This window comes from Pseudomonas sp. KH_027, from assembly GCF_057838565.1.
This window is the reverse complement of sequence record NZ_CM174470.1, coordinates 1552020-1572632: the sequence shown is the minus strand read 5'-3', so window position 1 is coordinate 1572632 and position 20613 is coordinate 1552020. Positions and strand designations below refer to the sequence as shown.

General features: G+C 61.2%; 22 protein-coding genes and 1 tRNA gene. 11 read left to right on the top strand and 12 right to left on the bottom strand.

Annotated features, from left to right (window positions below; genetic code table 11):
* Positions 1–111 precede the first annotated feature (111 nt).
* The 4 genes from AC3IYG_RS07400 to AC3IYG_RS07385 all read right to left on the bottom strand — a co-directional run bounded on the left by AC3IYG_RS07400 (position 112) and on the right by AC3IYG_RS07385 (position 3057).
* Positions 112–924: a MerR family transcriptional regulator gene (locus AC3IYG_RS07400; protein WP_489313860.1), complete on the bottom strand. Its 813-nt coding sequence runs from the start codon at positions 922–924 to the stop codon at positions 112–114.
* A complete protein-coding gene (locus AC3IYG_RS07395) occupies positions 860–1585 on the bottom strand; it encodes a putative type VI secretion system effector (protein ID WP_489313144.1) in 726 nt (241 codons plus the stop codon). The genes AC3IYG_RS07400 and AC3IYG_RS07395 overlap by 65 nt, the downstream gene beginning before the upstream one ends.
* Positions 1586–1807: 222 nt before the next feature.
* Positions 1808–2563 (bottom strand): putative type VI secretion system effector, encoded by a 756-nt coding sequence (locus tag AC3IYG_RS07390; RefSeq protein WP_489313143.1) that lies wholly within the window; start codon positions 2561–2563, stop codon positions 1808–1810.
* Complete coding sequence (locus AC3IYG_RS07385) at positions 2560–3057, bottom strand: hypothetical protein (RefSeq protein ID WP_489313142.1); 498 nt, start codon at positions 3055–3057, stop codon at positions 2560–2562. Before AC3IYG_RS07385 ends, AC3IYG_RS07390 begins: the two co-directional genes overlap by 4 nt.
* Before the next feature lie 263 nt (positions 3058–3320).
* On the opposite strand from AC3IYG_RS07385, the gene AC3IYG_RS07380 reads away from it, so the two are divergent.
* From AC3IYG_RS07380 to AC3IYG_RS07370, 3 genes are read left to right on the top strand one after another with little or no spacing between them, the layout of a single operon-like run.
* Positions 3321–4199, top strand: a complete 879-nt coding sequence (locus AC3IYG_RS07380; RefSeq protein WP_489313141.1) for a M24 family metallopeptidase — start codon at positions 3321–3323, stop codon at positions 4197–4199.
* Positions 4196–5989 (top strand): SDR family oxidoreductase, encoded by a 1794-nt coding sequence (locus tag AC3IYG_RS07375; RefSeq protein WP_489313140.1) that lies wholly within the window; start codon positions 4196–4198, stop codon positions 5987–5989. The genes AC3IYG_RS07380 and AC3IYG_RS07375 overlap by 4 nt, the downstream gene beginning before the upstream one ends.
* 18 nt (positions 5990–6007) lie before the next feature.
* Positions 6008–6895 carry a metal-dependent hydrolase gene (locus AC3IYG_RS07370; protein ID WP_489313139.1) on the top strand — a complete coding sequence of 296 codons (888 nt, stop codon included), beginning with the start codon at positions 6008–6010 and terminating at the stop codon, positions 6893–6895.
* Between the two features lie 173 nt (positions 6896–7068).
* Here the strand turns inward: AC3IYG_RS07370 and AC3IYG_RS07365 are convergent, their stop codons facing one another.
* From AC3IYG_RS07365 to AC3IYG_RS07355, 3 genes are all read right to left on the bottom strand, one after another.
* Positions 7069–8430 (bottom strand): DNA recombination protein RmuC, encoded by a 1362-nt coding sequence (locus AC3IYG_RS07365; protein WP_489313859.1) that lies wholly within the window; start codon positions 8428–8430, stop codon positions 7069–7071.
* Positions 8431–9514: 1084 nt separating this feature from the next.
* On the bottom strand, positions 9515–10267 hold the full coding sequence (locus tag AC3IYG_RS07360) for an RES family NAD+ phosphorylase (protein WP_489313138.1): 753 nt from the start codon (positions 10265–10267) through the stop codon (positions 9515–9517).
* Between the two features lie 64 nt (positions 10268–10331).
* On the bottom strand, positions 10332–10703 hold the full coding sequence (locus AC3IYG_RS07355) for an antitoxin Xre/MbcA/ParS toxin-binding domain-containing protein (protein WP_489313137.1): 372 nt from the start codon (positions 10701–10703) through the stop codon (positions 10332–10334).
* 223 nt (positions 10704–10926) lie between these two features.
* On the opposite strand from AC3IYG_RS07355, the gene AC3IYG_RS07350 reads away from it, so the two are divergent.
* The 7 genes from AC3IYG_RS07350 (at position 10927) to AC3IYG_RS07320 (ending at position 15952) form a co-directional block, all read left to right on the top strand.
* A complete protein-coding gene (locus tag AC3IYG_RS07350; RefSeq protein WP_489313136.1) occupies positions 10927–11934 on the top strand; it encodes a D-cysteine desulfhydrase in 1008 nt (335 codons plus the stop codon).
* A 105-nt stretch (positions 11935–12039) separates the two neighbouring features.
* The gene (gene tcyJ / locus AC3IYG_RS07345) at positions 12040–12840 is read left to right on the top strand and encodes a cystine ABC transporter substrate-binding protein (RefSeq protein ID WP_489313135.1); all 801 of its coding nucleotides are present in this window, start codon (positions 12040–12042) and stop codon (positions 12838–12840) included.
* Positions 12840–13505 (top strand): cystine ABC transporter permease, encoded by a 666-nt coding sequence (gene tcyL, locus AC3IYG_RS07340; protein ID WP_489313858.1) that lies wholly within the window; start codon positions 12840–12842, stop codon positions 13503–13505. Before tcyJ ends, tcyL begins: the two co-directional genes overlap by 1 nt.
* A 7-nt stretch (positions 13506–13512) precedes the next feature.
* Complete coding sequence (gene tcyN, locus AC3IYG_RS07335; protein ID WP_489313134.1) at positions 13513–14292, top strand: L-cystine ABC transporter ATP-binding protein TcyN; 780 nt, start codon at positions 13513–13515, stop codon at positions 14290–14292.
* 316 nt (positions 14293–14608) lie between these two features.
* Positions 14609–14821 (top strand): cold-shock protein, encoded by a 213-nt coding sequence (locus tag AC3IYG_RS07330; protein WP_119955720.1) that lies wholly within the window; start codon positions 14609–14611, stop codon positions 14819–14821.
* A 552-nt stretch (positions 14822–15373) separates the two neighbouring features.
* The gene (locus AC3IYG_RS07325) at positions 15374–15610 is read left to right on the top strand and encodes a hypothetical protein (RefSeq protein WP_489313133.1); all 237 of its coding nucleotides are present in this window, start codon (positions 15374–15376) and stop codon (positions 15608–15610) included.
* A 54-nt stretch (positions 15611–15664) separates the two neighbouring features.
* Positions 15665–15952 (top strand): DUF3509 domain-containing protein, encoded by a 288-nt coding sequence (locus AC3IYG_RS07320; RefSeq protein WP_489313132.1) that lies wholly within the window; start codon positions 15665–15667, stop codon positions 15950–15952.
* Between the two features lie 171 nt (positions 15953–16123).
* Here the strand turns inward: AC3IYG_RS07320 and AC3IYG_RS07315 are convergent, their stop codons facing one another.
* Positions 16124–16405 (bottom strand): hypothetical protein, encoded by a 282-nt coding sequence (locus AC3IYG_RS07315; RefSeq protein WP_489313131.1) that lies wholly within the window; start codon positions 16403–16405, stop codon positions 16124–16126.
* 53 nt (positions 16406–16458) lie between these two features.
* Complete coding sequence (locus AC3IYG_RS07310) at positions 16459–16743, bottom strand: hypothetical protein (RefSeq protein ID WP_489313130.1); 285 nt, start codon at positions 16741–16743, stop codon at positions 16459–16461.
* A 473-nt stretch (positions 16744–17216) separates the two neighbouring features.
* On the opposite strand from AC3IYG_RS07310, the gene AC3IYG_RS07305 reads away from it, so the two are divergent.
* The gene (locus AC3IYG_RS07305; protein WP_489313129.1) at positions 17217–18095 is read left to right on the top strand and encodes a prohibitin family protein; all 879 of its coding nucleotides are present in this window, start codon (positions 17217–17219) and stop codon (positions 18093–18095) included.
* Positions 18096–18236: 141 nt separating this feature from the next.
* On the opposite strand, the gene AC3IYG_RS07300 is transcribed toward AC3IYG_RS07305, so the two are convergent.
* The 3 genes from AC3IYG_RS07300 to bamC form a co-directional block, all read right to left on the bottom strand.
* A tRNA-Ser gene (locus tag AC3IYG_RS07300) sits at positions 18237–18326 on the bottom strand.
* A 148-nt stretch (positions 18327–18474) separates the two neighbouring features.
* On the bottom strand, positions 18475–19344 hold the full coding sequence (locus tag AC3IYG_RS07295) for a phosphoribosylaminoimidazolesuccinocarboxamide synthase (RefSeq protein ID WP_489313128.1): 870 nt from the start codon (positions 19342–19344) through the stop codon (positions 18475–18477).
* Between the two features lie 131 nt (positions 19345–19475).
* Complete coding sequence (bamC, locus tag AC3IYG_RS07290; protein ID WP_489313127.1) at positions 19476–20597, bottom strand: NlpB/DapX family lipoprotein; 1122 nt, start codon at positions 20595–20597, stop codon at positions 19476–19478.
* Between the last annotated feature and the right edge of the window lie 16 nt (positions 20598–20613).

Here is a 20613-nt window from a genome sequence, read left to right as displayed (position 1 = left end):
GTCGTAACCCACCATTGGCGGCATGCGGCGGTGGGTTACGGCGCCCTTACGCTTCGCTTGTGTATCGGCATCCGTGTTCGGGAGCCTAACCCACCCTACGCCCTACCCAGCCTACGGCTTGAGAAAGCCTTGGAATAATTCGCCGACCCGCTCACCCAACTCGCGATTGGCCGACACCTGCAGGCCTCGCGCCAACTCGGTCTCCACCACCTGTTCGACCAGCGGCCGCAGCTGTAACAGCTGCGCGCTCAGACGCTCCAGCTCGTCGGCGCGTGGCAGGGAGTTGGCCAGCAACGGGTTGACCAGATGCTGGACGATCATCCGCACGATGCCGGCGGACACCTGCTCGACATTGGCGCGAATCGCGGCCAGCTCATCCAGTAGCACCGGCAGCGGAATGCCGGCCTGGAACAGCTGCACACCGGCAGCAAACAATCGCGGGCTGGGCACCCGCAAGTGGTCGCCGGCGAACTCCAGAAGCCCCAACGCCTGCGCCCGGTCGATCATGCCATCGTCCAGAGCCGCACCGAACACCCCTTGCAACTCGTCGAAGCCGAGCCTGCCGGGTTCCTCCTGGTTCCACGGACCGATGATCGCCTGATCCAGCCCCAGTACCTGTGCCAAGCCCTGACCTTGCTGCCAGGCGTCCAACAGCTCGCGGATGCTGGCGATGCTGTAACCACGCTCCAGCAACTCGCCGATCAGCTTGAGTCGGGCCAGGTGCTCGCCACTGTAGATACCCACCCGCCCGCGCCGCTGCGGCGGTGGCAACAAGCCGCGATCCTGATAGGCACGCAAGTTGCGCACCGTGGTGCCCGCCTCACGGGCCAGCTCATCGACCATGTACTCGGTCGTCGGCTCAGGCTCCACGCTCAGCGGAGCCGACGGCAAGAGACGCTGCAATCTTGCAGTACTTCTTGTGATCGCGGGGCAGATCAACGCGCGAAGGATTGGGGTAGCCGAGTGCGGCAAAGATGCGTTCGGCTTGTCGGGCGACGGGGCGCCATTGGAAGTAGAAGCGGATGGAGTAATAGCAAGCGATGACCAGTGCGTTTGCACCAACAAGAGCCATCCAAAACAGTGTGAAGCTTTTGTCCCATGTACCCTCACTGTGCCAATCTAAGATTCCAAAAAAACCTCCCACTACAACCAAGACCGCAGCCATCGCGCCAAAGAAGACTCGAAAGCAAAAGAGACGGTGTGCGTTAATACCACGCGAACAGTGCGGCACCATCCAAAGCGTCTGATCTCTCGGCCTCATAACTGCTGCAATCTGATCGGTACTGCGTTGTTGCTTCTCGATCACCGCGATAAGTTCATCCGCCGCTTTGAAGGATGCCTTCGAGAATCGCCCAGCAACGGGTTGATCGCCTACGTTGCATGAGAAGAACTGCACCGAGTCCCCACCAGAACTGGCCGCAATGGATGCGCCAACCGCTGCGCCCGCTACCCCCGCCGCAGCAAGACCAACCGCAGCGCCAGCCCCCGCTGCGCGTTGCCCCGCGCTACGGATGAATTCTTCTTCTCCATCGTAGAACTCAAGGTTGCTGACGATCCCCGAGATCAATGTCAAACCGTCGCTCATTCGGCCCCCGTCAGTGCAGCCTGGAACGCCTTCAACTGAGGCTCTGCCGCTTTGTAGGCATCCGGGAGCGTCTTGCGCTTCAATCCGAACGCGCAGCGGTCGCACCACTTCTGCAAGTCGTTGTCCGTGAAGTGAACGCGCCTTTCACTACAAATTCGATAGCGCACTGCGCCCGCTACACGGGCGCTGCGAGCCGGTTCGACTTTCAACTCTGGCAATCCCTCACGCATTCGACACATCACGCGGATCAGGGTAGTGATAAATCCACGATCCGTCCGTCAAGTACGGCCACTTGATTCCATGCGCCTTGCAGTAGTGCTTGTGGTCGCGAGGCAGGTCAACGCGCGGCGGGTCGGGGTATCCGAGTGCGGCAAAGATGCGTTCGGCTTGTTGGGCGAAGGGGCGCCACTGGAAGTAAAAGCGGATGGAGTAGTAGAACGCCGCTATAGCACCGAGCACCAAGCAAATTGCACCCATAAACTGAATCAAATCCATCTTCATGGGGTTGTGGTTGACCCATGTATTCAAACCTAAATATGAAAGCATGCCGAATGCAGGAAACCCAATAAACACCCACCAGAACAGCCGCATCGCAAACCGAAGATGGGCTCGCACTCCCCGCGAACAATGCAGCGCAATCCAAAGCATTTGATCGCTCGGCCTTTGCATCGCCAGGACTTGACCTCGGGTGTCAACCACGGCGATTAACTCGTCGCCTTCTTTGAAGGATGCCTTCGAGAACTGCCCCGCCACAGTTTGATCACCGACGTTGCATGAGAAGAACTGCACCGGATCGCCCGTCGAAGTTGCAGCCATCGACGCACCGACCGCCGCACCTGCCAGCCCTGCCGCCGCAAGACCGGCCGCAGCGCCAACACCAGCCGCTCGTTGCGCCGAACTATGGATGAACTCCTGCTCGCCGTCATAGATTGACAGGGTACTGACGGTGCCCGAGATCGTGGTCAAGCCTTCGCTCATTCGGCCCCCGTGAGTGCAGCCTGGAACGCTTTCAATTGGGGCTCCGCAGCCTTGTATGCATCCGGGAGCGTCTTGCGCTTCAACCCGAACGCGCAGCGGTCACACCACTTCTGCAAATCGTCGTCGGTGAGGTACCAGATGATCAACGTCAAAGCCAGCAAGAAGATCGACACTTCGAGGCTGGCAAAGACCAGCGCCGCACGCGCCAACAGCAGACGAGCGGCTACCTGAGTGATGAGCTTACCGATCATCCGCTCGCCGAATTTCTTACCGAAGGCTTCGATCAGTGGAGAGCAGTATGAAAGTGCAGTGAGCGATCCAAGCACCGCGCTCGTTACTTGAAACACGCCGCGTATCCCGAAGAGGATCGCCATCCGGTAATCACCGGCCTCTTTCTCTTTCCCGTACCCCTCAAAATCCAGCGCCGCCCCATACCCCGAAGCCACCGCACTCAGCGACCCGCCACCCAGCTTGAACGAAGGAATGTTTTTCATGGCGCCGATCATAGCTGCCCGCATCGGCCAGCAACAACCGCCGCACCCTGCCCAACCTTGGGTTGGACTTGCCGGCGACGCGCGCCGCAGCCACTCGCCGAAAAGTCATCCACCCCAGTCGCGGCGGGGCTCTCAAGGTGACGGTAACGCGGTAACAGGCTGTCGCGCAGGCCGGCCATGACACTGGTCAACGGCGCACCTTCTCACCAACACTCAATGTGACATTGAACGATGTAATAGTTTGCCGCCACCGGAGAACCTCCATGCCCGCCAGCGCATCCGCCCTGACCGTCCACGACCTGACGCAGTTTCGCGCCATTCAGCAACTCGCTTATCGCTGCGCGCAAACCATCGCCAAGGAACTCAAGCCCGGCATCAGCGAGAAGGAAACCGCGGCGCTGATGAAAACCTGGTTGCAGGATCACGGGGTGCAGGACTGGTTCCATCAGCCCTTTGCCTGGTTCGGCCGGCGTACCGCATTCGAGGGCTTCGACGGTCTGCGTCACCTGGGTGGCTTCAACCTGGCGTTCTATCCAGGCAAGCAACGCCTGGAAGAAGGCATGCCGTTCATCCTCGACTGCGCGCCAACCCTCGGTGCCTATACCGCCGATATCGGCTACAGCGGCGCGCTTGGCGAGAACCTGTTGATGGCGCAGCTGCAGGACGATCTGATGGCCCACCGCCAACTGATCGTTGAGCAAATCAAGCAACGCCTGCCCATGGCCCAGGTCAGCCAAGCGGTGGATCGCCTGTGCGCCACCCAAGGCACCTTGCCGCGGCACAAGGCCTACCCCTTCGAAGTGCTGGCCCATCGGGTCGAGAAGCTCGGCGCACGCAACAGTGGACCTTCGCTGGCACGCTTTGGCGTGCGCAATATCGCCACCCTGATGAAAAATGCGCTGCTCACCGGCCGCCGCGAGGGCTGGTCGCCGCTGTGGTCCAGCCATGCACGCTCGCAACACCCACCGACGCCAGGGCTCTGGGCGGTGGAGCCGCACCTGGGCTTTCGTGGGGTCGGGGCCAAGTTCGAGGAGTTGCTGGTAGTCACCGAGACCGATGCCTATTGGCTGGACGACGACCTGCCCCATGTACGCCGCTGGCAAGCCCGTGGCCTACTCGCAGCCCAAGCGGTGGCCGCATGAACGCGCCTCTGACGCTTCAATCGGAGCAGCTCGAACCAGGGCAGCTCGAAACACAGCACCTGCGGGTCACGGGGGATGGCCTCGAACTGGCGGCCTACCGCTGGGGCAACACCAGCGGCCCGACCCTGCTGCTGGTCCACGGCTACCCGGACAATCACGAAGTTTGGCTGCCACTGGTGCGCGAGCTGGCCAGCGACTACCAAATTATCGCCTATGACGTGCGCGGCTTCGGCGCCTCGGACAAACCGGGCAAACGCCTGGACTACCGGCTGGACAAGCTGGCCAATGACCTGGAAGCGGTGATCCATGCACTCAGCCCGAACCAGCCGGTGCATCTGGTGGCCCACGACTGGGGCTCGATCCAAAGCTGGGAGGCGGTAACCGAACCGCGCCTGGCACCACTGCTGGCCTCCTATACCAGCATCTCCGGGCCCTGCCTTGACCATATCGGCCACTGGATGCGCGACCGCCTGCGGCAGAAAAGCCCGCGCGCCTGGGCCCAGGTCGGCGGGCAACTGCTCAGTTCCTGGTATGTGGGGGTGTTTCATACGCCCTGGCTGCCGGAACTGGCCTGGCGCGCTGGCTTGGCCCGGCTCTGGCCGACCTATCTGCAGCGGGTCGAAGGCATACGGGGCGCCCGAGCCAGCGCCAGCCTCGCCGCCGATGGCCGGCATGGGGTCAAGCTGTATCGCGCCAACTTCATCCATAGCCTGCTCCAGCCGCGCCGGCGCCCTACCGAGGTGCCGGTGCAACTGATAGTGCCGACCCGCGACCGTTATGTGCGGCCGCAACTGTTCGAGCAACTGTCGCACTGGGCACCCAAGCTCTGGCGCCGCGAGATCCGCGCCAGGCACTGGCAACTGCTGGCCGAGCCCAGACAACTGGGCGGCTGGCTGCGCGAGTTCGTCGGCCACCTGGAGCAGGGTGAAAACAGCGCAGCCTTGCAACGGGCGCAGGTCAACCCGGGTGCCGGCCCTGATGCCGGCAAGCTGGTACTGGTCACCGGCGCCGGGGGTGGAATCGGCCGCGCCACACTGCTCAGCTTCGCCGAGCGCGGTGCCAGCGTGCTGGCCGCCGACATCGACCTGGCCGCTGCCGAACGCAGCGCCGAACTGGCCCGTGCCTTGGGTGCCGAGGCTTACGCCTACCAACTCGACGTCGGCGACAGCACGGCGATGGAAGCCTGCGCCGACTGGGTCAAGCAACGCTTCGGCAGCATCGACATCCTGGTCAACAACGCCGGCATCGGCATGGCTGGCGCCATGCTGGACACCAGCGCGGCGGACTGGGAACGCCTGCTGCGGGTCAACCTGTGGAGCGTGATCGACGGTTGTCGGCTGTTCGCCCGGCAGATGGTCGAAGCCGGCAAAACTGGGCACATCGTCAATATCGCCTCGGCCGCGGCCTTTGTGCCGTCGCGCAACTACCCGGCCTATGCCACCAGCAAAGCCGCGGTGCTGATGCTCAGCGAATGCCTGCGGGCCGAACTGGCCGGGCAAGGCATCGGCGTCACGGCCGTATGCCCCGGGCTGGTCAACACCGGCATCCTCCAGGCCACCCGCTTCAACGGCCTGAGTGCCGCCGCGCAGGCCAAACAAAAAGCCAAGGCCCAGCGCCTTTACCGCCGCCGCAACCTCAGCCCCGAGACAGTCGCAGAACAACTGGTGCGCGCCGTACAGCACAACAAAGCCGTGATCGCCGTCGGCGGCGAGGCGCACCTGAGCGTCGCGCAGTGGCGCTTTGCACCCTGGCTGTCGCGCTTGCTGGCGCGCCTGAATCTGGCCGCTTGATCGAGAAGGAAAACAACAATGAGCGCACAACCCCATCGCCTGGAGCAGCGCAAAGTGCGCTTCGATTTCGCCGACACCCCGCTGCATTGGGTACCCGGCGAGCCCGAGGCCTCGCACATCATGAATACCCTGCACATCCTGCTACCCGCCGGCGAGTTCTGGTTCTGCCGGGTGTACAACCGCGCCGTGCCGCTGGTGACCGACGCGCAACTGCGCGACGACGTGCGTGGCTTCATCAAACAGGAAGCGCAGCATGCCCGCGCCCACGACAGCGCGCTGGCGCCCTATCTGGTGCGTCACGGCATCGACCACACAGCATTCACCAAGCGCCTCGACTGGTTGTTCGAAAAAGCGTTGTGCGACTACCCGCTGGGGGAAAACCAGCTGAGCCGCCGGCTGCAAAATTGGTGGCTGCGCCAGCGGGTCGGAATCATCGCCGCTGTCGAGCATTTCACCTGTGTGCTCGGTGATTGGATCATCACCACCCGCAGCCTGGATGACGCCGACCCGGTGATGCTCGACCTGTTGCGCTGGCACGGCGCCGAAGAAGTCGAGCACCGCTGCGTCGCCCATGATCTGCATGTGCACCTGGGCGGCAGCATCCTGATGCGCTGGCTGTACATGCTGATCGCGGTACCGGCGCTGATCTTCCTGTTCAGCAGCGGCTCACGACTGATGATGCGCCAGGACCCGACGACCCGTTACCGCCCAGGCTTTCTCAAGCTCTGGTTCGAATTGGGTAAGCGCGATGTACTGCCGCCCATGGGTGGCATCGGCCGCTCGGTGCTGCGCTACTTCCTGCCCAGCTTTCATCCGCGCAACGAGGGGAGTATCGAGGTGGCGCTGGATTATCTGCAGCACTCGCCAGCGGCGCAGCGAGCGGCGGCCGAAGCGCTACGCGGTTGAACCGTGGTTGTAGGAGCGGATTTATCCGCGAAGCCGAGCCCGAGAACGACGCCTATCCAGCAGAAAGAACACCGAGTAGCTCTTGCGGGAGGGGCCATGGCCGCAACGGCTGAGTTGCTTGAAAGGCCCGATCGCGGATAAATCCGCTCCCGCCAGAGCCCCGCTGCAACAGCCTACTCCCCCGCCTCGTCCAACAAGGGCACGCCAGCCGCCCGCTCCAGCAACTCGGCGGGCAAGCTCTTGCTGGCGCGGGCGCCGAGCAGCTTGAGGTTTTCCACACGGCTGATGATATTGCCACGGCCTTCGGTGAGCTTGTTGCGCGCACCGGCATAGGCCTTGTCGAGCTGTTGCAGGCGAGTACCGACCTCGTCCAGATCGACAATAAAAGCCACGAACTTGTCGTACAGCGCGCCGGCCCGCTCGGCGATCTCGCGGGCGTTCTGGCTCTGCCGCTCCTGGCGCCAGAGGCTGTCGATCACACGCAGGGTGGCGAGCAAGGTGGTCGGGCTGACGATCACGATATTCTGCTCGAATGCCTCCTGGAACAGTCCGGAGTCGGCCTGCAAGGCGGCGGCGAAAGCCGCTTCGATCGGCACGAACAGCAACACGAAGTCCAGGCTGTGCAGCCCATCCAGGCGTTGGTAGTCCTTCACCGAGAGGCCTTTAAGGTGGTTGCGCAGCGACAGCACATGCTGCTTCAGCGCCTGCTGGCGCAGCGGTTCGTCGTCGGCGACCACGAACTGCTGATAGGCGGTCAGGCTGACCTTGGCATCCACCACCACCTGACGGTCACCGGGTAGCTGAATCAACACGTCCGGCTGAAAACGCTGACCTTCGGCGCCCTTGAGGCTGACCTGGGTCTGGTACTCACGGCCCTTCTCCAGACCGGCATGTTCCAGCACCCGTTCCAGTACCAGCTCGCCCCAGTTGCCCTGGGTCTTCTGGCCTTTCAGGGCGCGCGTCAGGTTGGTCGCCTCATCGCTCAGACGCTGGTTGAGCAGTTGCAAGCGCTCCAGTTCCTTGCTCAGCGAGAAGCGCTCGCGGGCCTCCTGCTGATAACTCTCCTCGACGCGTTTCTCGAAGGACTGGATGCGCTCCTTGAGGGGGTCGAGCAACTGCCCGAGGCGCTGCTGGCTGGTTTCGGCAAAGCGCTGCTCACGCTCATCGAAGATCTTTCCGGCCAGTTCGGCGAACTGCGCCCGCAGCTCATCGCGGGAACCTTGCAAGTCGTTCAGACGCTGCTGATGGCTGTCCTGCTGCTCACGCAGCTCCGCCGCCAGGCCGGCACGCTCGGCACTCAGCGAGCGCAGCTCGGCTTCTTTCTGTTCGCGCTCGGTGCGCCAGCCCTGGGCGGCCTCGCGCGCCGTGCCGCGCTCCAGCTGCAGCAATTCGGCTTCGCGGCGCAATGCGGCCAACTCGGCCTGCTGCTCGGCTTTGGTTTCGATCAGTTCAACGACTTCACTGCGATACGCATCGAGCTGCGCCGTCAGACCATCCTGGGCCAGCAACGCGGTACTCAAGCGCTCATCGAGCAATGCGCACTCTGCGTGCTTCAGCGCCAATCGCCGTTGCAGCTGCCAAGCCAACACCAGCAATGGTACAGCGGCGGCAAACAGACCCATCAGCAGGTTGGGCAAATCGATAGGCATAGAGGGCTCCGCGCAAGAATGCCGGGCAGTATACCCAGCCGCACACGGCACGCTTAAGTGCCTGCACACGATCCAGCGCGTTAGGCCTCAGTACCACGCCCTCGCATGCGGGTTGCTTGAGCAGACGCACGGCCAACCGCTTGACACTGACGGCAGCGTCCCAAGCGTGGGCTACCCAATAACCAGAGTGCTACTCGCAATGGCAGACGTAGGCGAGCGGGGGCTGAAACGGCAGGTAGAGTGACTGAGATGCCAGGCATAACTAACTGGGATGGCGGTAAAGGCGCGCCACTCTACCCTCTTTTTTCCGCCGCTAAAGGCTTGCAAAAAACGCCCGGCCGCGCTCTAGAGCAAGCGCTCGGGACAATCCACAGAAGCTGTGGATAACTCAGTGGACAACTTGGTAGCAAGGGTCGCCAAGCCCGATGGGATGGGCCTCAAAGTCAAATTGATGCTTTTTTCACCAGCTGAAAAAAACTATATTTTTCATTGACTTAAGAAATCGACAGAAAGAATCAAGGACTTACACGCGTTTATGGCAAGCGCTTGACAAGCCGCTTCGCAATTGTGCACAAGTTTTTGCGCTGGCACTCAAGCCGCCCCGTTTAAGGGCATCTGCCCGATGCTTTGCGGGTCAAATCCATATAAATGTACGAAGGCCGAAACGGGGCTGAATTCGCGACAGGCAACTGCGCTCGGTCATGCCCTGCCGGCAGGCGACAGGCAGCCAGAAACACTGGGGACATGCGCGCTGAAAGCCGGCCGTGGCCGGCGAATGTGGGCGAGCCACCCGCAATACACGCGGCTCCACCCTGGCCCCCACGGCGAGCCATTACCCGTATCCGCCAACTCGCCGCTCGTGCTGCGCCAAACCTGTGCATGACAGTGTCCGACACAAACTGACGAACGCCTCTCGGCAACCACGGTGCAGACTTCAGCACACCGCGTAAACGGTTGCCCATCGTCAGTCTCACGCCGGTTGCGGCAGCCGCCCCTCGACCAGAAAGTCGTCCCAACGGAACAAGCGCGGCGTATCGGGAGCCTGCGCATGCTTGAACGCCACATAGGCGGCAGTGGTTTCGCAGAGCCAGGGCGTGAGGTTGCGCGGGCGTTTTTCGGTAAAAGCCTGCGGGGTATAGAGCGCGACATTGCTGCCCCCCAACGGGCAGCGGGCGGACTGGTACTCGAACGCCTCTACGCCGGCGCCACGCATCGCTCCCCCCAAGGCCTGGGTTGCCCGGTAGTGCAGTGGGTCGGTCAATTCACGCCGATGTCCGCTGAATGGCGGGAGCTGCAACTGGATACCGCGCTCGACCTGATAACGCGCCGCGAAGGAAGAATGCTCGGACAGGACCCGTCCGCTGGGGGGCGGGCTGAACATGCCGTCCCACAGCACGAAACGGTAATACGCCGTCTCGGCCATGGCGGTTTCCAGGCGCGTGGCGGCGTAGAACAGGCTGGGTTCGTAGACGCTGCCAAAACGCGAGCCCCAGCGCAGTGGCGGATAGCGAAAGGGGGTTTTCAACAGGTAATGCAGCGTTTCTGCACTTTTCGGCAGCGGCGGCTTGCTGGTCTCGATCAACTCTTCCAGCAGCGCCTGCTCTGCCAGGTTGTCGACCAGTTGCAGCGTCGCTACCTGCTCCTGGCTTTCCACCATGCGCACCAGGCGCCCGCGCAGGGGCTTGATCTGTTCTGTACCGCGGCAGGCCTGCCAGATATCCATGGCCATTTTTCCTTGTATGACTCAGAACCTGCCGTGCGTGGTCAAACCGCGCGAAACAGCGCTCTCAGACCTTGCCGCGAATGGCATCCAGGTACTCGACCACCCGCACCAACCCTTGCACATTGCCCATCTGCTGCAACGGCACGCCCGCCAGATGGCGGTTTTCGGTACGCAAAAAGTGCCGCATGTCATCGAGATTGCCGCCGAACAAGGCGAACAAGGCGCGGTAGGCGCGAATCAGCAACAAGGCCAGCTCACCGGTCTTGCTCTGCGGGCGCAAGCCGCCGCTGTCCTGCCAGCGGGTGATGGCGGTGCGATGCACGCCCACGATCTCCGCCAGCTCCTGCTGCGTCAGCCCCAGTTGCTCGCGGGTATTGAGCAAGGCCTTGGCCAGCACCGCGTCGGCGTCAGGCAGGGCTTTGATGAGTGCACTCATGGCGATAACCTCTGTGCGTTTGCAACAATACTAATAGAAATTAGCCAAAACACACAAGCACTGACACTATTCGACAAGCACGCTTAGCCGACCAGCCAGAACCAGGCACAGGGCGCGCCGGATGAACGGGTTGCGCCGAGTATTGGCGCCTACCTATAGTCAATGGCATCGACCGGCGCCGACCCGGCAACGCCACCCTTCCGCGAACCTTCAGCCAGACGCCATGATCAGCAAAGAACTCAGCCGTTTTCCTCGCCTCGAACTGTTCAGCGCGCCAACACCGCTGGAAAAGCTGGCTCACCTGTCTGCCAAGCTGGGGCGGGATATTTACGTCAAACGCGATGACACCACACAGTTCGCCCTCGGCGGCAACAAGGTGCGCAAGCTGGAATACCTTGCCGCCGACGCCCTGCGCCTGGGTGCGGACACCTTGGTCACTGCGGGCGCCATTCAGTCCAACCATGTGCGACAGACCGCGGCAGTTGCCGCGCGCCTGGGCCTGGGTTGCGTGGCGCTGCTGGAGAATCCGATCGGCACCCGCGACAGCAATTACTTGAGCAACGGCAATCGACTGCTGCTGGATCTGTTCGATGCGCAGGTTGAACAAGTCGACAACCTCGACAACGCCGATGAGCAACTGCAAGCACTCGCCGAGCGTTTGCGCACGCAGGGCAAAACGCCCTACGTGGTGCCCATTGGCGGCTCCAACGCCCTGGGCGCTCTGGGCTATGTGCGGGCGGGGGTGGAGTTGGCCGAGCAAATAAAGCAGGCCGGCTTGGACTTCTCCGCGCTGCTGCTGGCTTCCGGCAGCGCCGGGACCCACAGCGGCCTAGCCCTGGCTCTGGCGCAACTGCTGCCGGATTTGCCGGTCATCGGGGTCACTGTCTCCCGTACCGTTGCCGCGCAACTGCCGAAGGTCCAGGGGCTGGCGGAGCGCACCGCCGAACTGCTCGGCATCCCCCTCCCCGGCCACTTCGCGGTCGAGCTATGGGACGAGTATTTCGGCCCCCGATATGGCGAGCCGAATGCCGCGACCCTGACTGCGATCAAGCTGGTCGCCAGCAGCGAAGGCCTGTTGCTCGACCCGGTATACACCGGCAAAGCCATGGCTGGCCTGCTCGATGGCATCGCTCGCCAGCGTTTCCCCGGTAGCGGCCCGCTGTTATTCCTGCATACCGGCGGCTCACCGGCGCTATTCGCCTATCATCCAGCAGCAGCCTTGAGCCGATAAACCGCATATTCCAAAAAAGCAGCACAACTAAATTTTTTATCACTTTATTACATATAAATTTTGACTCTATAGTTATCCCACCGCTTAACAACACAGGGACACGCTATGAACCTCTCCACCTTACGCCGCACCTTCTTGCTCGGCAGCCTGGGCCTGGTGCTCGGCGCCAATGTCATCGGCAACAGCGTCGCGGCTGAAGACCTGCTGCAACAGATCAAGCAACGCGGCTCCATCCAGATCGGCCTTGAGGGCACCTACCCGCCCTTCAACTATCAGGATGAGAACGGCCAGCTGACTGGCTTCGAAGTCGAGTTCGCCCAGGCGCTAGCCAAGGAGCTGGGGGTCAAGCCGGAATTCCAGCCGACCAAGTGGGACGGCATCCTCGCCGCGCTGGAATCCAAGCGCCTGGATGTGGTGATCAACCAGGTGACCATCTCCGAAGAACGCAAGAAGAAGTACGACTTCTCGGCACCTTACACCGTGTCCGGCATCCAGGTGCTGACGCGCAAAGGCCAGGAAGGCCAGTTCAGCAAGCCCACCGACCTGAACGGCAAGAAAGTTGGCGTGGTACTGGGCACCAACTATGAGCAATGGCTGAAGGACAATGTGCCGCAGGCCGACATCCGCACCTACGATGACGATGCGACCCGCAACCAGGACGTGCGTGTCGGCCGCCTCGATGCCATCCTCGGCGACCGCCTCGCCGCCTTCGAACTGATCAGCAAGACCGGCGACACGCTGGCCGTTGCCGGCAAACCTTTCGCCCCTCAGGAAGCCGGCATTGCCCTGCGCAAGGGCAACCCCGAACTGCTTGCCGCCATCGACAAGGCCATCGCCAAACTGCGGGCCGACGGCACTCTGGCGAAGATCTCCGAAAAGTGGTTCAAAGCTGACGTGACCCAATGATCGAAGCAAGCCTGCAGCTTGCGCTGGACTCCGCGCCCTTCCTGCTGAAGGGCGCGATCTATACGGTGGTTCTGAGCCTGGGCGGGATGTTCTTCGGGCTGCTGCTGGGCTTCCTGCTGGCCCTGATGCGCTTGTCGCGCTTTCGGCTATTGAGTTGGAGCTCGCGGATCTACGTTTCGTTCTTCCGCGGCACACCGTTGCTGGTGCAACTCTTCATGATCTATTACGGCCTGCCGCAACTGGGTATCCAACTGGACCCACTGCCCGCGGCGTTGATCGGTTTCTCGCTGAACATGGCCGCCTACACCTGCGAAATCCTCCGCGCAGCGATCGCCTCGATCGACCGGGGTCAATGGGAAGCCGCCGCCAGCATCGGCATGACCCACGCGCAAATCCTGCGCCGCGCCATTCTTCCGCAAGCCGCGCGTACCGCCCTGCCACCGCTGGGCAATAGCTTTATCTCGCTGGTCAAGGACACCGCACTGGCCGCCACCATCCAGGTGCCGGAGCTGTTCCGCCAGGCCCAACTGATCACGGCGCGAACCTTCGAGATCTTCACCATGTACCTGGCCGCCGCACTGATTTACTGGCTGCTCGCCAGCGCACTGGCAATCTTGCAGAACCACCTGGAAGCACGGGTGAACCGCCACAACCAAGAGTCATGAAACGCCCATGATCGAAGTTCGCAAGCTGAGCAAAGACTTCAAGGGCCAGACCGTACTCGACGGCATCGACCTCGACGTGGCGCCGGGTGAGGTGATCGCCATCATCGGCCCCAGCGGCTCGGGAAAAACCACCCTGCTGCGCTGCCTGAATCTGCTGGAAGAACCCAGCGGCGGCAGCATTCGCGTCGGCGACATCCTGATCGACGGCAGTCGCCCCCTGAACAAACAGAAGGAGCTGATCCGCACCCTGCGCCAACATGTGGGTTTCGTCTTCCAAAGCTTCAACCTCTTCCCCCATCGTACAGCGCTGGAGAACGTCATCGAAGGCCCCATGGTGGTCAAGAAGGAGTCACGCAGCGTTGCCGTGGCGCGCGCCCGCACGTTACTGGCCAAGGTCGGGCTGGCAGGCAAGGAGGATGCCTACCCCAGGCGACTGTCCGGCGGTCAGCAGCAACGTGTCGCCATCGCCCGCGCCCTAGCGATGGAGCCGGACGTCATCCTCTTCGACGAACCGACTTCAGCGCTCGACCCGGAGCTGGTTGGCGAGGTGCTGGCCACCATCCGCAGCCTGGCGGAAGAAAAACGCACCATGATCATCGTCACCCACGAAATGGGTTTCGCCCGTGATGTAGCCAACCGCGTGGTCTTTATCGACAAGGGCGTGATAGTCGAGCAAGGCGAAGCCAAGGCACTGTTCGCCCATCCGCGCGAAGAGCGCACCCGGCAATTCCTCAGCAAATTCCTCTCGCAGTCCGGGGTGGCGAGCAGCGCGCCGGCCGGGCCCTGAACGGCGCGCTCGGCATCGCCTCATGCGGCTATTCGCATGGCGCATGACGCTGTCGCCGGCGCAGGCAACGCATTGACGTCGCTCGTATTCGCAGGCTCAGACCGAGTGTCGCAACGAGAGAAAGCGACGGCACAAAGGCTCGCACTTCCCGAGCAAAACGCGTATGGTGTTGGGACTGTGCTGCTTGTGTCACCGCGAATCGCAATTGATGTTAGATCTCGATCCAACCATCTCCACGACTCCTTTTACTCTTTGCACTCAGTCTCGGCCTGGGCTCTTCCAGGACCGTAGTTAACTTTGTTCAAGGAGAAACACCATGTCCAATCGCCAAACTGGTACCGTCAAGTGGTTCAACGATGAAAAAGGCTTCGGCTTCATCACCCCACAATCTGGCGGCGACGACCTGTTCGTACACTTCAAAGCCATCCAGAGCGACGGCTTCAAGAGCCTGAAAGAAGGCCAGACTGTTTCCTTCGTGGCTGCCAAAGGCCAGAAAGGTATGCAAGCTGAAGAAGTTCAGGTGGTTTAATCCTCCTGTTCTGAGAAAAAGCCTCGCCCTCGGGTGGGGCTTTTTTCTGCCCGGAGTTTACCCGAGCCACGGCATCCAGACGGATGCATTGCGCCCTACCCCACGCCAGCGGTCCACTACGGCTATCCACAAGCCGGGAAATCGGTTATGGTGGCGGAGTTAGTACCAAGCTGAAAGTCAATTAGGCCAGTCCCTCCAGCAGATCCGCTCACCAAGAGCACCCTGCTGATGCCAAGCGCACCGGCCCCTCGATGGCTCCCAGGTAAAGACCTCTACCAGCCTCTTTCCACGCTGAAAGACTGCTGCAAGCTCATTTACTCTGCCCTAGCCAACCTGTCGATTGATCAGGATTGCCCGCGAATATTCAACCATCCCGGTCACACCTGCCCTCCTAAGTACCTACCTGCCAGCCTAAGCACCGCCACACCGCGGAACTTTATCTTGCGGCTCTGCTCCGATTAGATTCATTGCGTCTGATCATTTGCTCAGCGACACCGGAGCTTTAATTTTCGCGGCTAGATAGCCGCAATCTGTAGGAAACACCTAATAACTATGTCTACTCAACACCAAGTTCAGGATGCCATTCGCACCCTATCCACTGCATTCGCTCCGTTCGATTGCCAGATCCAAGCCGTTCGCAAGGGCTGCTTCAGCTTTACGCTCGTCAACGATCACGGCATTGCCCGTCATAGTGAACGCCTCTACCCGGAGCAGTACTCCTCGGGCTCGCTGCAACTGGTAATCGATAGAACGCGCCAGGTATTGGCCTCCAAGGGCTTTATTGCGTGAACCTAACGGCTCCATGACGGTCAAAACTGACCAGTCCCGCGATGGAGCGCCGTTATGCCACACATAAATCTCGGTTCACTCGAAAAAGCCTTTCACCCTCTACGCGTCTCACTCGGCAACCGCCGGCCTGATGGCGGCATAGTGCTCACCCTGGCTGATACGGATGATGCAATGGCTTACAGCCGCGTTATCAGCCCAGAAGAAGTGAGCAGCCCGGAAGTATATGGCCGCATGATAGAAGGCGTTCTGCGCGAGCTATCCGTCCGCTCCGGCTCTATCTCCAACGAGATAAGAAAACAGCTGGTGGAAAATGCAGGCGTGATGCCTTACATCCCGGCCTGATAGCGATCAGGCGCACGTCATCCCCCGGCGTCAGCGATCTTGCGCCTGATCCGCCTCCTGCTCAGCAGCCGGAAAAACCCTCGACACATGATTGTTGCGGCAACGCTCCGGCCAGCTCACGCGGCCGAGCGCCCACCGCGCCCTTGCAACCACCTTCACGCAGCCAAGGGCTTACTTGCAGATAACCACCAGGCTTCGGCTAGCGAACTCGCCAGGCTCGATACCGAGCACGCTGTTCGCCGGCTCGGCGTCCGGCTTGCCTTTCTTGCCGACGATCTCGTAACCGCTGCCAGCGCACGCCTGGGTGGCTTTTTCGTAGCAGTGCCCCCACTTCAAGGCCTGACCCGAACAATCAATGCCGAGGGCTTCACTGCCATCTTCCGTGGTGGTGCTGTTGACTGTCGCGCACCCGCCGATGATCAGCAGGGCGGCCAATGCGATAAACCGGGTCATGTCTTTACCTGAGCCAATGGGTTGCATCCTGCGGCGAAAACGGAGGTCATGGTTCAGCGGCAGATCACGATCATGTTGCGGCTGGAGAAACCGTCCGGATTCAAACCAAACGGATAGTTTTCGGCATAATCACCCTCACCGACCCCCGACTTCGCCATGACTTTGTAACCCGCCACCCCACACGCCACGGTAGCCTCCTCGTCGCATTTTTCCCACGAAGAAGACAGGCCGGAACAGTTGATATGCAGACCTTTTCGACCGTATTTCTTGTGTGTAGTGGAAGTCGCGGCACAGCCAGCAATGGCCAGAATGGTGAACAACACCAAGAGACGCTTCATGCAGTTTCCTTATGCGGCGCCTGTTTTTATGCGGCTAGTCGCAGATTGTAATAACCACTCGGTTCGAACGCGCGGCAGAGCAGCCTGGGACACCCCCGGCGAGTCACATGCTCGATCATAGCCACCTGAACAATCCCTTATTATTACCTGAAACCCATGCCAGCGAGCTAGCGCCATGCGCAAGATCAACCCTCGCGGCGCAGCCGCCTGGCTGAAGCACCTCGGCGCAGTGGATAGCCAACATCACTCATGCTCGCGCCTGACAAACCTAAACAGGAAATGTGGAAGGCCATCCAGCAGCCCAGCAACGGAAACAGTAGAATCGACCAGCCGCTGACAGCGGCATAACCGAGCAACGGAACACGACGACCTCATGAGAACACTGCTGCTATTGATCGGTGCGGCCGTTCTGGCTGCACTGGTAATTCGTGGCCTCTATGCCGCGCACAACGACGTGAAAAACAAAGAGAAGGATGACTCGAATGCTTAACCTCAAACTCATTGGCGGCAGCCTCGCCGCCCTGGTTCTTATTGGCGTGTTCTTTGGCGCCTGGTACACCGTGGATGAAACCGAGCGCGGGGTCCTGCTGCGCAACGGCGCACTGGTTGGCGTGGTCGAGCCTGGCCTGTCGTTCAAAACCCCATTCATTGAAACGGTGAAATTCATTTCCGTACAAAGCCAAGCAACCTCATACCAAGGGCTGCAGGCATACAGTAAGGATCAGCAGACCGCCACGCTGAACGTCTCGGTTTCCTGGCATGTGGTGCCTGGCGAAGTCGCCAAGGTATACACCCAGTATCAAGACCTCGACGGTCTCGTCTCCAGGCTGATCAGCCGGCAGGTTCCGACCCAGGTGGAAAATGTCTTCGGCCAATACAACGCAGTCACCGCCGTGCAGCAGCGCGGCAAATTCGTGACCGACGTCTCCAAGGCGATCAAGGACTCGATCACCGGCCCGGTCGTGATCGATGGCGTACAAGTTGAAAACATTGACTTCAGCGATGACTACGAACGCTCGATTGCCCTGCGCATGAAAGCCGAGGTCGAGGTGAAGACCCGCGAGCAGATGCTGGCGACCGAACAGGTCCAGGCGCAAATCCGCGTAACCCAGGCCCAGGCCGAGGCCGACTCGCAAGTAGCCCAGGCCAAGGCCAATGCCGAAGCCACCCGCCTGCGCGGCGAAGCCGAGGCTGGCGCGATCAAAGCAAAAGCCCAAGCACTGGCAAGCAACCAGAACCTCGTGGAACTGACCAAGGCCGAGCGTTGGAATGGCGTATTGCCGACGACCGTACTGCCGAACGGCACACTGCCTTTTATCGACGCCAGCAAAAAGCTCACCGACAGTAATTGATCGCAGCGCTGGCGCCTACCGGTGCCAGCAGCGCCTTGCTCGCGCATATCACTGCAGACCTGCCGCAGCACCAAACAGACACAACCCGCAGACACAAAAAAGCCCCGTCACTCATCAAGCGACGGGGCTTTTTTATTTGTATGGCGGGGAAATAGGGATTCGAACCCTAGGTGCTATCGCTAACACAACGGATTTCGAATCCGTCCCGTTCGGCCACTCCGGCATCTCCCCAGCGGCGCGCATCATAACAGTTCAAAAGCGCTTGGCGAAGCCCCAGCATAGAATTTTTCACATGCTATCAGGTGCTTGCGTCAGCCATCGGATAACTGAACGAAAAAGGGGAAGCCGAAGCCTCCCCTTTGTTTCCAGTCGTCTGCCTTCAAGCCATCAGTTTGGTCAGGGCTTCGCGATACTTGTCGGCGGTTTTCTGTGCGACATCGGCCGGCACAGCGGGCGCTGGCGGCTCTTTGTTCCAGCCGGTGGACTCCAGCCAATCGCGTACAAACTGCTTATCGAAGCTCGGCGGGTTCTGCCCTTCGACATAGCTCTCGACCGGCCAGAAACGGCTGGAGTCAGGCGTCAGCACTTCATCCATCAAGGTCAGCGTGCCGTCTTCGTCCAGGCCGAACTCGAACTTGGTGTCGGCGATGATGATCCCGCGGGTGGCGGCATACTCGACGGCCGCGCTGTACAAGGCGATGGCGGTGTCGCGCACCTTGGCTGCCAGTTCCTTGCCGATGATCGCCTCGCACTGCTCGAAGGCGATGTTCTCGTCGTGGTCGCCCACGGCGGCCTTGGTCGACGGCGTGAAGATCGGTTGCGGCAACTTGGACGCTTCCTTCAGCCCGGCCGGCAGTTGAATGCCACAGACCGTGCCGCTCTTCTGGTACTCCTTCCAACCCGAACCGGCGATGTAGCCACGCACGATGGCTTCCACCGCAATCGGCTGCAAACGCTTGGCTACCACGGCACGACCTTCGACCAAGGGCAATTCGGCGGCAGACACCACGTCTTCCACTTTGTCGCCGGTGAAGTGGTTCGGCACCACGTCCGCGAGCTTGTCGAACCAGAAGTTGGAGATGGCAGTGAGGATCTTGCCCTTGTCCGGAATGGGCTCGGCGAGGATCACGTCGAACGCCGAGAGGCGATCCGTGGCCACCATCAGCATGCGCTTGGCATCGATTTCGTACAGGTCGCGCACTTTGCCGGAGTAGATTTTCTTCAGGCTCAAGGTGGAGGGAGTAGTCATGTGAATTTCCGCCGTGATTAAACGAAACAGGCGAAACCAAATCGGTTTCGCCTATCAGCTTCTATATGCAACTGCGCCAAGGGCCTTGGTTCACTGCAGAGCAGCGCCCGCCCTGGCATGGGACAGGCAGCCTAGCCGAGGTGTTCCTGGATCAGGCTCAGCACACGACGGGCCACATCAGCCGGCGCGACGGTATTGAGGTCTTTTTCCACGGTTACCTGCACACCGTCGCCAACCCTGGTCAGGCGCACCTGATAGCGCTCGGCACGGGCGTCGATTTCTTCTTTGCTCGGCGCGCTGCCCCACAGCGAACTCCAGAAACCAGTCTCTTTTTCCTTGGTTTCAGCGCCTTCGGCGAGGTTGATGTAGTACACGCCCAGGGTCCGATTGAGGTCGTCGACGCGTACGTCGGCGGTCTCCAGGGAGCGCCCGACGCTGGACCAGGCGCGATCGAAGTCGGCTCCCAGGTTCAGAATCGGGTTGCTGTTGCCATCCTCGGTCAGGCTGACCCGGCTCGGTGCATCGAAGTCACGCGCGGCCAGCAGCGACACGGAGCCGCCCTGCTCGGCGCTGCGTGCCAGGTTGGCGAGCATCTCGTCGAGCAATGCGGCTTCGAGGCTGGCGTTCGCGGACTTGCTGGGAAAATCGACAGCTTCGGTGCTGCCAGCCGGCCTTTCTGCGCTGACCACGAAGATCTCGCTGGTGTTGCGCTGCACGCCTGGCTCGATGCGCACCCGTACACGGGCCTGACTTTCCGGATCGACACCGGCGACACGGCTGCTCAGGCGCTTGGCCATGGACGCGGAGAGTTCGTCGAAACGCTGCCAGTCGGTGCTGAATTCACCCGTCTGCGGGCGCTCTTCGGCGATGCGGAAACCATTGTCTTCGAAGAACTGACGCGCCACCGGCCACACTTCAGCCGGCGCACGGCGAGCCAGGACCCAACGCGCCTCGCCGCTTTTCTGCAGGCTGAACTCACTGGAATCGGCCTGTACCGGCAAAGCTTGCGGGCGCGGCACGTCGAACTCACCGGCGGCGGTCGAATCGGCCACATTGCGCGGTACCGGCAACAGCGGATCGAGGCGCTTGGTGTCGGTGATATCCGTTGGGATCTGCATCGGGGCAGTCTGACGTTCGATCAGATAATCACTGCCACGATCGCGGAAATAGCCGTCCTCACCCCAGATCCAGCCGCAACCGCTGGTACTGGAGATGATCACGGCAAGTGCGGAGAGTCCGGCCAGTCGCTTCATGCGTAGTATTTCCTCA